Origin of the sequence: Arthrobacter rhizophilus (assembly GCF_026241105.1) — a bacterium.
Classification (GTDB): domain Bacteria; phylum Actinomycetota; class Actinomycetes; order Actinomycetales; family Micrococcaceae; genus Arthrobacter.
Window position 1 is genome coordinate 1 of sequence record NZ_JAPFFT010000038.1, and the last position, 16,271, is coordinate 16,271.

The 16,271-nt window shown below is 65.1% G+C and carries 12 protein-coding genes; 8 read left to right on the top strand and 4 right to left on the bottom strand.

What is annotated here, in order from left to right:
- Positions 1-360 precede the first annotated feature (360 nt).
- The 4 genes from OOZ51_RS20075 (at position 361) to OOZ51_RS20090 (ending at position 5,794) form a co-directional block, all read left to right on the top strand.
- Complete coding sequence (locus OOZ51_RS20075; RefSeq protein WP_265981598.1) at positions 361-1,395, top strand: LLM class flavin-dependent oxidoreductase; 1,035 nt, start codon at positions 361-363, stop codon at positions 1,393-1,395.
- Between the two features lie 85 nt (positions 1,396-1,480).
- Positions 1,481-2,737 (top strand): uroporphyrinogen-III C-methyltransferase, encoded by a 1,257-nt coding sequence (gene cobA, locus OOZ51_RS20080; protein ID WP_265981570.1) that lies wholly within the window; start codon positions 1,481-1,483, stop codon positions 2,735-2,737.
- A 98-nt stretch (positions 2,738-2,835) separates the two neighbouring features.
- Complete coding sequence (locus OOZ51_RS20085; RefSeq protein WP_265981571.1) at positions 2,836-4,302, top strand: FAD-dependent oxidoreductase; 1,467 nt, start codon at positions 2,836-2,838, stop codon at positions 4,300-4,302.
- Positions 4,303-4,414: 112 nt separating this feature from the next.
- On the top strand, positions 4,415-5,794 hold the full coding sequence (locus tag OOZ51_RS20090) for an MBL fold metallo-hydrolase (RefSeq protein ID WP_265981572.1): 1,380 nt from the start codon (positions 4,415-4,417) through the stop codon (positions 5,792-5,794).
- Positions 5,795-5,971: 177 nt separating this feature from the next.
- Here OOZ51_RS20090 and OOZ51_RS20095 read toward each other — a convergent pair whose 3' ends face one another.
- The 3 genes from OOZ51_RS20095 to OOZ51_RS20105 form a co-directional block, all read right to left on the bottom strand.
- Positions 5,972-6,652, bottom strand: a complete 681-nt coding sequence (locus tag OOZ51_RS20095) for a FadR/GntR family transcriptional regulator (protein WP_265981573.1) — start codon at positions 6,650-6,652, stop codon at positions 5,972-5,974.
- Positions 6,649-7,884 carry an MFS transporter gene (locus tag OOZ51_RS20100; RefSeq protein ID WP_265981575.1) on the bottom strand — a complete coding sequence of 412 codons (1,236 nt, stop codon included), beginning with the start codon at positions 7,882-7,884 and terminating at the stop codon, positions 6,649-6,651. The genes OOZ51_RS20095 and OOZ51_RS20100 overlap by 4 nt, the downstream gene beginning before the upstream one ends.
- Positions 7,885-8,067: 183 nt before the next feature.
- A complete protein-coding gene (locus OOZ51_RS20105) occupies positions 8,068-9,510 on the bottom strand; it encodes a PucR family transcriptional regulator (protein WP_265981576.1) in 1,443 nt (480 codons plus the stop codon).
- Between the two features lie 144 nt (positions 9,511-9,654).
- Here OOZ51_RS20105 and OOZ51_RS20110 point away from each other — a divergent pair, with 144 nt between their 5' ends.
- The 3 genes from OOZ51_RS20110 to OOZ51_RS20120 all read left to right on the top strand — a co-directional run bounded on the left by OOZ51_RS20110 (position 9,655) and on the right by OOZ51_RS20120 (position 13,577).
- On the top strand, positions 9,655-11,085 hold the full coding sequence (locus tag OOZ51_RS20110; protein ID WP_265981578.1) for a gamma-aminobutyraldehyde dehydrogenase: 1,431 nt from the start codon (positions 9,655-9,657) through the stop codon (positions 11,083-11,085).
- Positions 11,086-11,143: 58 nt separating this feature from the next.
- Positions 11,144-12,499 (top strand): 4-aminobutyrate--2-oxoglutarate transaminase, encoded by a 1,356-nt coding sequence (gene gabT / locus OOZ51_RS20115; protein ID WP_265981579.1) that lies wholly within the window; start codon positions 11,144-11,146, stop codon positions 12,497-12,499.
- A gap of 211 nt (positions 12,500-12,710) precedes the next feature.
- Positions 12,711-13,577, top strand: a complete 867-nt coding sequence (locus tag OOZ51_RS20120; protein WP_265981580.1) for a universal stress protein — start codon at positions 12,711-12,713, stop codon at positions 13,575-13,577.
- An 11-nt stretch (positions 13,578-13,588) separates the two neighbouring features.
- On the opposite strand, the gene rarD is transcribed toward OOZ51_RS20120, so the two are convergent.
- The gene (rarD, locus tag OOZ51_RS20125) at positions 13,589-14,569 is read right to left on the bottom strand and encodes an EamA family transporter RarD (protein WP_416346415.1); all 981 of its coding nucleotides are present in this window, start codon (positions 14,567-14,569) and stop codon (positions 13,589-13,591) included.
- A gap of 215 nt (positions 14,570-14,784) precedes the next feature.
- Between rarD and OOZ51_RS20130 the strand changes: the two genes are divergently transcribed.
- A complete protein-coding gene (locus OOZ51_RS20130; RefSeq protein ID WP_265981583.1) occupies positions 14,785-16,218 on the top strand; it encodes an FAD-dependent oxidoreductase in 1,434 nt (477 codons plus the stop codon).
- Positions 16,219-16,271: the final 53 nt, after the last annotated feature.

A 16,271-nucleotide genomic window follows, 5' to 3' on the forward strand; every position in this document is an offset into this window, starting at 1 on the left:
TACTCCAGCCGAGCGTTTACGTGATTTACTACTAACCACCTAACCAACAGGTGTTGCAACGACCCCTAGAATCCAAGCAAGTAGGGACGGGGCTCTTTCGTGCCTCAGGCAGGGATTAAGCGGCGCAGGGGGTGACGCGGGCGAGGTTGCGATAGGTGACGGGCGCCAAGTTGCGCCAGTCGCGGCCGGGGCGGCCAGCGGCGGTGCGGGTCTGATCCCGCCCGGCGATAGCGGACTTCGGGGTTTCCCTTGCGGCACGGCGGCTCCGGCGTGCTTCCTGAGGGCGTGCTCGGCGGCGCGAGCGTGCTCTTCGAGCACGCGCTAAGGAATTCCCCGGCCCACCCTGTGGTTGACGCGGGCATGAAACGAATCGGTTTTCTCTCCTTCGGCCATTGGGGGCCCGTCCAAGGCTCGCTGACTCCCTCGGCCGGCGACGCCCTGCTGCAGGGGATCGACCTCGCAGTAGCGGCGGAGGAGCTCGGCATCAATGGAGCCTTCTTCCGCGTGCACCACTTTGCGCGCCAGCAGTCCTCGCCGTTCCCCTTGTTGGCTGCCATCGCGGCCCGGACCAGCCGGATCGAGATGGGCACCGGCGTGATCGACATGCGCTACGAGAACCCCCTGTACATGGCCGAGGAAGCAGCAGCCACGGATCTCATTAGCCAAGGCAGGCTCCAGTTGGGCATCAGCCGTGGTTCACCGGAGCCGGCACTACACGGCGCGCGGTACTTCGGCTACGCGCATGCCGAGGGTGAGGACGACGCCGCGATGGCCCGCCGCCACACGGCAGTGTTCCGCCATGCCATCGCAGGCCATGGCGTGGCGGAGGCTGACCCATCTTTCATGGGCGGCGGCCGTGGCCTCCTGCCGATCCAGCCGACGTCACCAGGGTTGCCGCGGCGCATTTGGTGGGGCGCCGGCACTCGCAAGACCGCCGTCTGGGCCGCGGAACAGGGGATGAACCTGATGAGTTCCACGCTCCTCACCGAGGACACCGGGGTTCCGTTCGACCAGCTCCAGGCTGAACAGATCAGGATGTTCCGGGAGGCATGGGCAGCAGCCGGACATGGCTTTGAGCCGCGAGTCTCGGTCAGCCGCAGCATCATTCCCGTGGTGGACGCCGAGGACGAACACTATTTCGGGCTCCGCGCGCAGGTGGAGAACCGGGACCAAGTGGGCATGCTCGACGGTGCCTTGTCGCGGTTCGGAAAGAGCTACGTCGGCGAGCCCGATGCATTGGCGGAGGACCTCGCGAAGGACGCCGCGGTCCAGGCTGCGGACACGGTGCTCGTCACCGTGCCCAACCAACTCGGGGTTGAGTACAACGCCAAGCTGCTAGGCAACATCGCCAAATACGTGGCCCCGGCGATCGGCTGGGAAACACCCACACCGTAAGAGGAATGTGACGCAGGGTTACCTAGCGTGAACTGGTGTTTCCGGACCTTTGAAGCATGTTACGGCCCGGCCCTACAGTTTTTTCATGGCAATACAGGACATCTACCCCACAGCCCTGCGGCTGCTTGGCCGCCCGGTGCTGGTGGTGGGCGGCGGACCCGTGGCTGCGCGACGCGCCAAGGGACTGCTCGACGCCGGCGCCCGGGTGACCGTGGTGGCCCCCGTTGCCTCTGACGCGCTCCGCGAACTCGCAGCCTCCGGCCTGCTCACCTGGGAGCCGCGCACTTACCTTTCCTCCGACGTCGACGGCGTCTGGTTCGTCCAGACGGCCACTGGCGTTGCCGCTGTGGACGCCCAGGTAGCCGCCGACGCCGAGGCGCAGCGCATCTGGTGCGTAAACGCCTCGGACCACGAATCCTCGGCGGCATGGACCCCGGCCGTGGCCGTTGTGGACGACGTCAAGATCGCCATCAACGCCGGCGGAGACCCCCGCCGCGCCATGGCCTTGCGCGACGCCGTTGCTACCGCACTTGAGGTCGGTGACCTTCCGCTCCGCCGTCGTCGGGCTTCAACCGGAAGCGTCGCCCTGGTGGGTGGCGGTCCCGGCGACTCCGGGCTCATCACGGTCCGCGGACGCCGTCTCCTGGGCCAGGCCGACGTCGTCGTCGCAGACCGCCTCGGACCGCGCGACTTGCTTCAGGAACTCGCTCCGGACGTCCGCGTGATCGAGGTCGGGAAGACCCCCGGACACCACCCCGTGCCGCAGCTGGAGATCAACCGGATCCTGGTGGCGGAGGCACTCGCGGGCCACCGCGTGGTCAGGCTCAAGGGCGGCGACCCCTATGTGTTGGGCCGCGGCGGCGAGGAAGCGGAATTCTGCCGGCAGAACGGCGTCGAGGTTGAAGTGGTTCCCGGTGTCACCTCAGCGATCTCCGTGCCCGCGGCAGCAGGCATTCCCGTGACGCACCGCGGACTCGCAAAGGGTTTCAGCGTGGTGACCGGCCACGAGGAACTATCCGAGGTCCCGGCCCGTCCCGACCACACCGTTATCCTGCTCATGGGTGTCGCCAAACTCCGTGAATCCGCGGCTGCCCTCGCGGCATCCGGAATGCCCTTGGACACGCCGGTAGGTATCGTAGAGAACGGCTACATGCCCGAACAGCGCGTCACGATCGGCACCTTGGCGACCATCGCCGACCAAGCCGAGGCCACCGGCGTCGCAAATCCCGCAGTGATTGTGATCGGCGATGTTGTGCGTGTCAGCCCGTTCGCCCCCGAGCATTTCAAGACCGCTGACTACAGCACCCTGAGCCCCAACAAGCCCCGCGTCGTTACTCCCTAGCCCCTCACCCAACTAGCTCGCAGTAGGTGTCGTTATGAGCTCTCAAAACGACAACAATTGCGAGCTAGTTGGGAAGCACACTGAAAAGGAACACAGCCGTGTCATCTAGCACCACCGTAGGAACCGCTGCACGCCCGCTGCGCGTCGCCGTCGTCGGCTCCGGCCCGGCCGGCGTCTACGCTGCGGACATCCTGACCAAGAGCGAGGCCGTCAAGAGCGGCGAGCTGACGGTCAGCATCGACCTCTTCGACCGCTACCCGGCTCCCTACGGCCTGATCCGCTACGGCGTCGCCCCGGACCACCCCCGCATCAAGGGCATCGTCAACGCCCTGCACAAGGTCCTGGACCGCGGCGACATCCGCTTCTTCGGCAACGTGGACTACGGCACGGACATCTCCATCGAGGACCTGCGCACACACTATGACGCCGTCATCTTCGCCACCGGCGCCATCAAGGACGCGGACCTGAACATCCCGGGCATCGAGCTTGAGGGCTCTTTCGGCGGCGCCGACTTCGTCTCCTGGTACGACGGCCACCCTGACGTCTCCCGCGAGTGGCCGTTGGTAGCCACCTCCGTGGCTGTGCTTGGCAACGGCAACGTGGCACTGGACGTGGCCCGTGTCCTCTCCAAGCACGCCGATGACCTCCTGGTCACCGAGATTCCGGATAATGTTTACGCCGGCCTCAAGGCATCCCCGGTCACGGACGTTCACGTCTTCGGCCGTCGCGGACCGGCACAGGTGAAGTTCACCCCGCTGGAGCTCCGCGAGCTGTCCCACTCCAAGGATGTGGACATCATCCTCTACGCCGAAGACTTCGAGTTCGACGAAGAGTCGGACCGCCAGATCCAGACGAACAACCAGACCAAGACCATGGTGGGCACGCTCACCAACTGGATCGCAGAGCAGCCCGAGGACCTCTCCGAGCTCAAGGCCTCCCGCCGCCTGCACCTGCACTTCCTGCACAGCCCTGTGGAGATCGTGGATTCCGCAGAGGCTCCGGGCAAGGTTGCCGCGATTAAGTTCGAGCGCACCGAGCTGGACGGCACCGGCAACGCGCGCGCCACGGGCGAGTTCGTCGACTACCCGGTCCAGGCCGTGTACCGCGCCATCGGCTACTTCGGTTCTGCCCTGCCGGACGTTGAGTTCGACCACCGCCGCGGGGTCGTCGCGAACGACGGCGGCCGCGTGCTGGACGCTTCCGGCGGGCACGTTCCTGGCCTGTACGCCACGGGTTGGATCAAGCGCGGCCCCGTCGGCCTCATCGGGCACACCAAGGGCGACGCTCTGGAGACGGTCACCTACCTCCTGGAAGACCGCGAAAACCTGCCGTTCGCCCCCGTTCCCGAGGCAGACGCCGTCGTCGATCTCCTGGACGCCCGCGGCGTGAAGTTCACCAGCTGGGAAGGCTGGCTGGCACTGGACGCCCACGAGCTTGCTCTGGGTGCCGCAGCTTCCGAAGCTGGTACATCGCACGGCGTCGAGGTCAAGCGCGAACGCATCAAGGTTGTGCCGCGTGAGGACATGGTGGATATTTCCCGCGACGGCGTGGCGGCCCAGGTCTAGGTCTACTGCCTCAAGGCCCCAAGCAACGCGGGGTCACTTAGCGCCCATCCGGAGCATCGGAATGGGCGCTAAGTGACCCCGCGTTGTTTGTTATCGGGGTTAGACTCGCCTCATGGACGTCGTCGTCGTCGAAACGACCCAACTGGGGGACCGCAGCTACCTCGTTCATGACGGCACGGTGGCGCTCGTGGTCGACCCCCAGCGCGATACCGACCGCGTCGAAACAGCCGCTCGCAGCGCAGGTGTTGCCATCACGCACGTCGCTGAAACCCACCTCCACAACGACTACCTCACGGGTGGCCTCGTTCTTGCCCGGGACCACACCGCCCGCTACTTGGTGAATGCCGCGGACAGCGTCGCGTTTGAACGTGAGCCAGTTGCTCCTGGGCAGGCGTTCAAGGTAGGCAGACTTTCCGTCAAGCCAGTGGCCACCCCGGGCCATACGCACACGCACCTGGCCTATGTGGTTTCGGACCCCGACCCCGGAGCGGGCCTACGGCAAGCCGTGTTTTCGGGTGGCAGCCTGCTTTACGGGTCGGTCGGCCGGACAGATTTGCTTGGCCCCGAGGACACGGCCGGGCTGGCCCACGACCAGTACGCCTCGGTTCGGCGGCTCGTGGCTGAGGCAGCCCCGGACGCGGTCCTCTATCCCACCCATGGCTTCGGTTCTTTCTGCTCCATCGGCCCTGCGAGCAGGATCCCCGCCTCGACGATCGGGGAGCAGACCGCCACCAACCATGCGCTCACCGACCCGGACGAAGACCATTTTGTCCGGCACCTCCTCGCCAATATCACTGCCTACCCGAGCTACTACGCGCACATGAGCCCGCTCAATTCCGTCGGTCCGGGCCCCGCTGGGCTGGATGTACCGGAATCGGTGGAAGCCGCGGAGTTGGAGCGCCGGCTCGAGGATGGGGAATGGGTGGTGGACCTGCGTAACCGCGTGGCATTCGCCGCAAGCCATTTGCGCGGCAGCGTGGCCTTTGAATACGGGACGGGATCGAGCTTCACGAGCTACCTCGGCTGGGTCCTGCCTTGGAACCAGCCGCTCACCCTGCTGGGCGCCCACGACGACGTCGAAAAAGCCATCCGCGACCTCTCGAGGATCGGAATCGACTCCCCGGACGCCGCAGTCGGCGACGATCCCGGGGCCCTGGCACCAGGCACGTCCCTCGTGCAGTATCCGATCACAGACTGGACGGGGCTGCTGCGGGCCCGAACCCCTGGAGACACGGTGCTGGACGTGCGCCGAACCGAGGAATATGCCGTCTCGCACGTGCAAGGCGCGGTGAATGTTCCGCTGCATGAGCTATTGCTCCGGATGGCGCAGTTGCCGGACGTCAGAACCTGGGTGCATTGCACCTCCGGCTACCGGGCCGGTGTTGCCGCAAGCCTGCTGCACAGGGATGGCCGCGACGTTGTGCTCATTGACGCAGCCTTCCGCGAGGCGTCAGGCGCCGGCGTCGAACTGGCGAGCGCCGCTCCGGCCTAGATGCCCGGGCTGCCCGAGAGACGCTCGCTCACCTTTAGGGTGTTTCCCGCCGGCGCTCGCTCACCTTTGGGGTATTTCGCCGCGGACGCTCGCTCACTTGAGGTGAGCGAGCGTTGGGAAAAACCCTGGTAGAGGTGAGCTGGCGTTGGGAAAAACCCCGGTATATGTGAGCGGGCGTCAGCTGTTGAGCCACTCCGCGGCGAAGTCCAGGTTGCGGTACACGCTCGCGACGGCGGCGGCCTCGTTGCGCGCCTCGATGGCGTCGGCGAGCTCGTCGTGGCCTTCGTGAGGAATGCCGTTGAAGCCGGCCTTGCGCTGCTGGCGCAGGAGATCGTCGTGGAAGACCCCGCCGAAGGACACATACAGCTGGTGGAGCAATGGATTGCCCGAAGCCAGCGCCACCCGTTCGTGGAAGTCCCAATCCGCGCGGGCCCACGCGGGGTAGTCGGCCGCGAGCCACGCGTCGTGGCGGACTTGGAGAAGGGCCCGCATGGCGGCGATATCCTCGCCCGTGGCGTGCTTCGTGGCCAGTCGGGCGGCCTGGGTGTCTAGCCCCACCCTGACCTCGACCACGTGCTCCTGCGTATGCTCCTTGTACATCCGCTGGGCGGCGCCGGAGATCTCGCTGGTGGCGCGGACATACGTGCCGTCACCGCGGCGGACTTCGAGCATGCCCCCGTGCGCCAAGGCTTTGATGGCTTCGCGGAGTGTGCCGCGGGAGACTCCGAGCGAGGCCATGAGCTCCGGCTCGGCCGGAATCTTCTCCTGCAGGGGCCACTCTCCGGATTGGATCATACTGCGCAGCTGGCTGGTGACCTCATCGGCCAGGACGGGACGGTGCGAAGGAACCAGGCTCATGCGACCGGCCTCGGTCCGGCCTTGATCGGCGTGCGCTTGCTGGTCAGCAAGTGACAGGTCATCATGAGGGCAAGCGCCACCGCGGCCAGGAGCGCAAGGGGGAGCGTCCAGGCTCCAGTAGCACTGTGGAGCACCCCCATGCCGAACGGTCCCAAGGCCGCGATCAAGTAGCCCACGGACTGGGCGACGGTGGACATGGCGGTGGTTTCCGCCGTCGTACGCCCGCTGCGGCTGATGATCACCAGGACCAGCGGGAAGATGCCCAGGCCGAAACCGAACATCACCGCGGGAACGGCGGCGAGCGACGTCGGCAGAAACAGCATGGCGGGGATTGCCACCAGCGTCGTCCCGCTACCTAGGTACAGGGCGGGCCGCATCATGCCTGGCCGGGAGCCGATGGCCAGGAGGATCATGCCCGCGGCCACGGAAACCAACTGCATGAGCCCGAATTGCAGGCCGCTCTCGGAAGCGCTGAGTCCTTGGCTGGTCAAAATGTAGGCAAACCAGCTCATCACGGCATAAGCAAGGAATGCCTGCAGCGTGAAGATGGAAGTGATCAGGAATCCCAGCCGTGTGCGCAGGAGCGGCCACATGGATACGTGCTCCTGGCTGGCCTTGCGAGACGAGCGGTGGGCGTGGAGGACCATCGGGAGGAAGCCAAGAAGTGCGGCGACGCCAAGGATCCCCCATGCGGCCAGACCCATCGACGGCGAGCCGAGTTGCTGGGCCAGAGGTACGCTGACCGCCGCGGCGAAGGTCGCGCCGCCGGACATGGTGAAGGTGTAGAGGCCGGTCATCATGGAGGTCTTCGCCGCGTAGTGCTCACGGATGTACGACGGCATGGCCACGTTGCATACCGCCAGGCCGGACATCGCCAGCACCGTTCCGGCAAGGAGGGCGCCCGTTGCGGGGATACTGCGGACCAGGAGGCCGGCAGCCAGCATCGCCAGCGCCACGAAGATCGACTTTTCGACGCCGATCCGGCGCGACAGCCAGGTGGTGCCGAGCCCTGCGACGGCGAAGCACAGCAAGGGGATGGACGGAAGAATCGACGCCACGAGCGCCCCGTAGCCGAGGAATGCCTGCAAATCGTGGAACAGTGCCGCCGCGCTGGTGATGCCGGCGCGCAGGTTCAGCCCGATGAGGACGACGGCCATGATCCCGACGACGGCGACCACACGGGATTTCGGCGCCGCGGTTCCGCCGGTGCCCGGCGCAGTCGTTGCTTCCATTGCGTCTGGTGTCGGGTGGGTTGAGGTCATATCTAAAGGTTAGACGTTTGACGTTTGGGTTGGAAAGTTTTGTGGTGGAAATCTCCAAGCCGCTGTGGAGCCCAACTGACTTGCAGTTAATGCCGTTCTGAGGGCTCAAAACGGCAACAAATGCGAGTCAGTTGGGCCTGCGGCGCGCAACTCTCAGCGCGGGTTGCGCGATCCCAGCCGTTGCACCGCCAAGGCAAGCCAAAGCTGCACCCGGTCCGGCGTCTGGGCGGGGTCGTAGCCGGTGAGGTCCGTGATTTGTGCCAGCCGGTACCGCACCGTGTTTCGGTGCAGGGTCAGGGCTTCGGCGACGGCTGCGACCGAACCGTTGTGGTTGAGGTAGCTTTCCAGCGTGGAAATGAGCTCGGAGCCGTGGGTGGAGTCGAATTTGCGCAGGGGAGTGAGGGCTTCACTGGCCATGTCCGCCAGCGGCACGTCTTCGCTCGCGAGCAGGAGCGACGTCAGGCTGAGCCGCTCAGGTTCGTTGACCGGCAGCCCGTGCGCGACGGCGTCGCGCGCTTCAAAGTAGCTCCATCGCACGCCGTTCGGCTTGGTGTAGGCCCCACCGATTCCGATCACTGCGTGGATCCCCGCTTCCAAAAGGTGGTCGCTGAGATCCTTGGCCAGCGCGCTCGCGGAACTGCCGTCGTCGGGCACCACCGTCACCAGATCCTTCCCGACGACGGCGGTGACCCCGCCGTCGAGGGACTGCGGCAGGGAGGTAGTGCCTAGCTGTTTGTGGTGGGCGGCGGAGACCACCAGCAGCACCACATTCTTGCGGGTGCTGTTGATTCCGACGCCGGCCAGGCGGCGGGAGGCTTCGACCGTATCCAGGGTTCCGTGGATGACGTCGTCCAGCACTTGGCCCGCCAAAGCCCGCTGGCTTTGGCGCTGCTTGACCATGTTGTTGAGTTCCACGCTGATCAGGTTCTGGGCATAACCGACAATTCCCGTGTCGCCGAAAGGCTGCTTGATCCACAAGGTACAGGCGTCGCGGCGGCCAGTGGGGATAGGGAAGGATGCCCAGTCTTCGGCGGTTGGCGCGGGACTGCCCGCCGCACTGTTGTAAAGCTGCGCGCTGAACTGCGTGAGCGCGATGTCGGTCCGGAGCATGCTGCCCAATTGCTTGAGCAGTTCCCCGAGCCCGCCACCGGTCAGCAGCGCCCGGGCGAGGATCTGGTGCCCGGCGATGAGCCGCTCCAGCTTGGAGTAGTGGTCCGCGGATTGGGAATCAGCGACAAGCTTGCCGATGGCGATGAAGGGGGTCTCGTAAGGGACTTCCACCAGCGGCAGGCCCCAGCGGTTCGCCTCCGCAATGAGGGCCGGAGGCACGGCCTCGTGGGTCAGTCCGGTACCGAAGCCGATGCCAACGGCTCCCGCGCGCTGGACCTGGCGCACAAAGCGGCGCTGCTCCGCGGCACCATTGAGCCTGAGCCCGGTGGTCAGAATCAGCTCGCCGCCGTTGAGGAAGCGCTGGGGATCCTCTTGCTCGGTGACGGCTACCCAGCGGATATCTTCGTTCCAGGTAGTTTCCGCGAGGCCGGCTTTGCGGAGCCGAAGAGAGGGGAAGGCGACGAGCGCGGCGAGTGACATTGCCATGCCAAAAAGGATATCCCGGCACTGGTCATTCGCACTAAGTCGGGATGGTCAGGGTGTGCATATGACTATTCCGCGCCGCGGGGTGCTGGCATAGGCTCGGAGCAGCTGCAACCAATGCCTAGACACCGAAAGAGGTTGTACACCGTGGTCCAAACCTTGCAGAACTTCATCAACGGCGAGTTCGTCACGCCGGCAGGCACCGAACTGCTCGACATCGTGAACCCCACCAACGGGGAGATTGTCGCCCGTGCGCCTATCTCCACAGAGGCCGACGTCGATGCTGCCATGAACGCGGCGAAGGAAGCCTTCAAGTCTTGGAAGCATGTCACGCCGGGCCAGCGCCAGCTCATGCTGCTCAAGCTTGCTGACGCCATCGAGGCAAACAGCGACGAGCTCGTTGAGGCACAGCACCGAAACACCGGCCAGGTCCGCGCCCTCATCGCGTCCGAGGAAGTTGCCGCTGGTGCAGACCAGCTCCGTTTCTTCGCCGGCGCCGCGCGCATCATGGAAGGCAAGTCTGCCGGTGAGTACTTCGAGGGCCACACCTCTTACGTCCGCCGCGAACCGATCGGCGTCGTAGCTCAGGTTGCGCCGTGGAACTACCCGTTCCTCATGGGCATCTGGAAAATCGGCCCCGCCCTCGCCGCAGGCAACACTGTTGTTCTCAAGCCCTCCGATACCACTCCGGAATCCACCTTGGTCCTGGCACGGCTGGCCGGCGAGATCTTCCCGGCCGGCGTTCTCAACGTGGTCCTCGGCAACGCGGCCACCGGCTCCATGATGGTCGAGCACAAGGTCCCGGGCCTTGTCTCGATCACCGGTTCCGTCCGTGCTGGTATTGCCGTGGCAAGCGGGGCAGCCAAGGGCCTCAAGCGTGCCCACCTGGAGCTCGGCGGCAAGGCCCCAGCCATCGTCTTCAAAGACGCCGACGTCAAGAAGAGCGCAGCGGCCATCGCCGAGTTCGCGTTCTTCAACGCCGGCCAGGATTGCACGGCGATCACACGCGTGCTGATCCAGGATTCCATCCATGACGACATGGTTGCCGCGATGGTGGAGCACACCAAGACGCTGCACACCGGTTCGCAGAACGACGACGAAAACTACTTCGGCCCGCTCAACAACGTGAACCACTTCAACGCCGTGAACTCGGTAGTGGAGCACCTGCCGGCCAACTGCAAGATCGAAACCGGTGGCCACCGTGCTGGTGACAAGGGCTTCTTCTTCGAGCCCACCATCATCACGGGCGCCAAGCAGACGGACGACGTCGTCCAGAAGGAAACCTTCGGCCCGGTCATCACCGTCCAGAAGTTCACCACCGAGGCCGAGGCACTCGAACTGGCCAACGACGTCGAATACGCCCTGGCATCCAGCGTCTGGACCACGGACCACGGCACCGCCATGCGGATGAGCCGCGACCTGGACTTCGGCGCAGTCTGGATCAACACCCACATCCTGCTGACCGCTGAGATGCCGCACGGCGGCTTCAAGCAGTCCGGTTACGGCAAGGACCTGTCCATGTACGGCGTCGAGGACTACACGCGCATCAAGCACGTCATGTCTGCACTTGATGCCTAACTCAGGCGCCTAGCGCCCGACGCCCAAACACGGCAAGCATAAGAAAGAAAGAACCATCATGACCGCAACAGCACATGAAATCACCTACCGCCTGGACCAGAAGCGCAGCATCAACGGCGTCTTCCCCGGCCCCAAGTCCCAGGCCCTGAACGAGCGCCGCGCGGCCGTCGTCGCTGCCGGTGTCTCTTCGGGCGTGCCGGTCTACGTTGAGGACGCCGACGGCGGCATCATCCGCGACGTCGACGGCAACTCCTTCATCGACCTCGGCTCCGGCATTGCCGTGACCAGCGTGGGTGCCTCGGATCCCGCCGTCGTCGCGGCCGTCCAGGACGCTGTAGCCCACTTCACCCACACCTGCTTCATGGTCACCCCGTACGAGGGCTACGTCGCCGTCGCCGAGCAGCTGAACCGCCTCACTCCGGGCGACCACGAGAAGCGCACCGTGCTTTTCAACTCCGGCGCCGAGGCAGTGGAGAACGCCGTCAAGGTGGCACGCCTGGCAACCGGCCGTGACGCCGTCGTCGCTTTCGACCACGCCTACCACGGCCGCACCAACCTCACTATGGCGCTCACAGCCAAGGCCATGCCGTACAAGACCAACTTCGGCCCGTTCGCACCCGAGGTCTACCGCATGCCGATGAGCTACCCGTTCCGTGAGGAAAACCCGGAAATCACCGGTGCCGAGGCCGCCAAGCGCGCCATCACGATGATCGAGAAGCAGATCGGTGGCGACCAGGTTGCGGCGATCATCATCGAGCCGATCCAGGGCGAGGGCGGCTTCATTGTCCCGGCCGAAGGCTTCCTGCCGGCGCTGTCCGCATGGGCCAAGGAAAAGGGCATCGTCTTCATTGCCGACGAGGTCCAGTCCGGTTTCTGCCGCACGGGTGAATGGTTCGCCGTCAACCACGAGGGTGTTGTCCCGGACATCATCACCATGGCGAAGGGCATTGCCGGCGGCCTCCCGTTGTCCGCGATCACCGGCCGTGCAGACCTGCTCGACGCCGTCCACCCGGGCGGCCTCGGCGGCACCTACGGCGGCAACCCGGTTGCTTGTGCCGCCGCTCTTGCTGCCATCGGCACCATGGAGCAGCACGACCTCAACGCCCGCGCCCGCCACATCGAGGAAATCGCACTCGGCCGCTTGCGTGAACTCGCGGCTGAAGTTTCCGTTATCGGCGACGTCCGCGGCCGCGGTGCCATGCTGGCAATCGAACTGGTCCAGGCCGGCTCCAAGGAACCGAACGCCGAACTGACAAAGGCTGTTGCCGCCGCGTGCCTCCAGGAAGGCGTCATCATCCTGACCTGCGGTACCTACGGCAACGTGATCCGTCTGCTGCCGCCGCTGGTCATCAGCGACGAACTACTCCTGGACGGCCTCGAGGTCCTGGCAGCGGCCATCAAGGCCAACGCCTAGCCACAACCTAGGTGGACATGCCCACCTTTGCGTGCCAAGGATGGACATAGCGCGACTATGTCCATCCTTGGCATTTAAGAAAGGGCATGTCCGGGTGTGGGAAGCAGTTCCGCAGGTAGAGTCATGCCTAGCTAGCGAATCCAGACCGGCCAACGTTGCCCGGATTCCCCGGACGGGCCCTGGAATTCGCCGCCGACAAAGGGGTCTTCACATGCGATATGTAGTTGGCTACACGCCGAACGAACGTGGCGCGGACGCCGTTGCCCTGGCCTCATCCTTGGCCCGCGCGCAGGGCGCAGTACTGGACCTTGTGTACGTCGTGGACGCGCATACTCCTTATTCGGGGCTGTACCCCGAAAGCACTGGCGCAACTCCCGCTGAACAGTCCGTCCTGACCGCGCAAGCCCAGAGCCTCGCGTTAGTGCCCGACGACGTCGAGGCCACCTTCCGTGCGCTGCCTGCTGAATCGTTCCCCTCGGGGTTGATCCAGGCCGCCGGGACCGACGCTGGACTGATCGTGGTGGGAGCGTCGAGGAACGGGTTGTTCAAGAGGTTCACGGTAGGCAGCGTTGCCAACGGGCTGCTCCATGCTTCGCCGGTTCCGGTGGCTTTGGCGCCGCGCGGGTTCAACCGCACCGAGCCCGTCACCCGGTTCACTTTGGCCACGGGGCAGCGCTCCGGGGCCGACGCTGCGATCGCCACCGCCATCGGCGCGGCCAAACGCCGTGGCGTGCCGTTGCGGCTCGTCTCGCTGGTAACGCTCGACGCCGGCACCGACGTTGGAGGCGAGGCCACCAATGCGTCTCATCGCCACGCCAACACCGTCCTGAGTGACGCTGCTTCCCGTCTGCCGCAAGGGCACGATGTGACCGTGGAAGTTGCCCACGGCCGCAGCATTGAAGAAGCGATCGACAGCTTGGAGTGGATCGACGGCGAAGTGGTCATCATCGGCTCATCGCGCCTGGCGGAAAGAAGCAAACTCTTCATGGGCAGCACCGCAAACAAGATTCTCAGGGCGCTGCCGGTGCCCATGGTGGTGGTACCGCGCGATTACGAGCGTGCGGACTCGATGCCGTAGGGGCGCGCTGCTCAAGCTGCGCTCAGCCGTGCCCTCTTCCTCATGACCGAGTTCTTGCGTGCAGTGCGGAGCATGTCGACGGTCAGGAGCAGCAGGGCCAGCCACACGATGCCGAAACCCACCCAGCGGTCGGGGGTCATGGTTTCGTGGAGGACGGCCAGGGCCACGATGAACTGGAGGATCGGCGCGAAGTATTGCAGCAGGCCGATCGTCGTCATGGGCAGGCGGCGTGCAGAGGCACCGAAGAACAGGAGCGGCACGGCGGTGATGATGCCCGAAGCTGCCAGCAGCCAGAAGTGGCCCGGGCCGTTGCTTCCCAAGGTCCCGGCTCCGGTGAGGCCGAGGACAATCATGGTGGCGCCGGCGATCGGGGCGAGAACCACGGTCTCCACCGTGAGGCTCGTGATGGCGTTGACCTTCGGTCCTACGCGCTTCTTCACGAAACCGTAGAGTCCAAAGCTGAACGCCAGGACCAAGGCGATCCATGGCAGCTTTCCATAGGAAACTGTCAGGACGCCGACGGCGATGAAGCCGATCCCGACGGCGGCCCACTGGAGCGGGCGGAGCGTTTCCTTCAGGACGAACACGCCAAGGAGAACCGACACGAGCGGGTTGATGAAATAGCCGAGCGAGGCTTCGACCGCGTGCCCGGTGGTGACGCCGAACGTGTAGGTCAGCCAGTTGATGGCGATCAGTCCGGCAGCCATGGCGAGCGGTCCTAGGACGGCCCGGTCCCTGAAGGCATTGCCGAGGAGGCGCCATGTCCGGGTGATGGTGATGAGCAGGGCGCAGAAAATGAGCGACCACACCACTCGGTTGGCGACGATTTCCACCGCTCCGGCGGGTTGCAGCACCACGAAGTAGAGCGGAAGCAGGCCCCAAAGACCGTACGCTCCGATGCCGAACACGACCCCCGCCGTCGTCTCACTTTTTGCACTCTTTGCCTCAGCGGCGGCGGATGCAGAAGCTGCTGCGTCCGGGGCGGTGGACAGGGCGGGCACGGTTTGCTCGGGCGTAGGCACAATGTCAAGAACACCACATGTTGCGAAGGTATTCCTGACCGTACGGCCGGAAAGTTTGTGTGAGTTTCCTCGCCTCACCGTGTCACTCCCGCCACCCGCTGACAATCAACAGGCAACTGAGAACTAGAATTGGAAACTGCGCGCCCCACTACGCGGGGCGGATTCCCGTCTCAGAAGGGTTCACGGTGTCCAACTCGGCCGAAACCACCTCAAAACGTCCACTGCGCGTCGCCATTGTCGGCGCGGGACCGGCCGGCGTGTACGCCGCGGACATCCTGACCAAATCCAGCGAGGTCAAGGATGGCGAGGTCGAGGTCAGCATCGACCTTTTCGAGGCATACCCCGCGCCGTACGGGCTGATCCGCTACGGAGTGGCGCCGGACCACCCCCGCATCAAGGGCATCGTCAACGCGCTTCACAAGGTCCTGGACCGCGGCGACATCCGCTTCCTTGGCAATGTCACCTACGGCCGCGACCTCACGCTGCATGACATCCGGGCCTTCTATGACGCGGTGATCTTCTCCACCGGAGCAGTCAAGGACGCCGAGCTGAACATTCCCGGCGTGGAACTCGAAGGATCGTTCGGTGGAGCCGACTTCGTGTCTTGGTATGACGGACATCCTGATGTCCCCCGCGAATGGCCGCTGGACGCCAAGGAAGTGGCGGTCATCGGCAACGGCAATGTGGCACTGGACGTGGCCCGCATGCTCGCGAAACACGCGGATGACCTCTTGGTGACCGAAATCCCGGACAACGTCTATGCCGGCCTCAAGTCCTCTCCGGTGACAGATGTGCACGTCTTCGGCCGCCGAGGACCGGCACAAATCAAGTTCACTCCGCTGGAATTGCGCGAGCTCTCGCACTCCAACGACGTAGACATTGTGCTGTACCCGGAGGACTTCGAATTTGATGAAGCCTCCGACGAGGCCATCCGCAGCAACAACCAGATCAAGACCATGGTCAACACGCTGACCAACTGGCTTGTCGAGGAACATGCCGAAGCCGAGCAGCCCTCGTCGCGCAGGCTGCACCTGCATTTCCTGCACAGCCCGGTGGAAATTGTGTCGGAAGACGGCTCCGGCAAAGTCTCCGGCATCAAGTTCGAGCGCATGCAGCTGGACGGAACTGGCAATGTCAAGGGCACCGGCGAGTTCGTGGACTACCCAGTCCAGGCCGTTTACCGCGCCATCGGCTACCACGGTTCGCCGCTGGACGAGATTGAGTACGATGCACGCCGCGGGGTCATTCCGAACGACGGCGGACGGGTCCTGGACTCCGACGGCAAGCCGGTACCCGGCATCTACGCCACTGGCTGGATCAAGCGCGGACCAGTCGGCCTGATCGGGCACACGAAGGGCGACGCCTTGGAGACCATCGGGTGCCTGTTGGAGGACCGCCTCACGCTGCCCCCGGCCGAAAACCCGGACCCGCAGGCCATCATCAACCTCCTGGAAGAGCGGGGGATCGAGTACACCACCTGGGAAGGCTGGAACAAGCTCGATGCGCACGAAGTCGCCCTCGGTGCCGCATGGTCCGCCGAAAACCCGGGCACCGGCGTCGCACGCGAACGCATCAAGGTGGTCCCTCGCGAGGACATGATCGGGATCTCCCGCGCCTAGCGGCGCGGCGCGATTTCGCCGAACGAACTGCTCGACGCCGGACGCCCATAGGC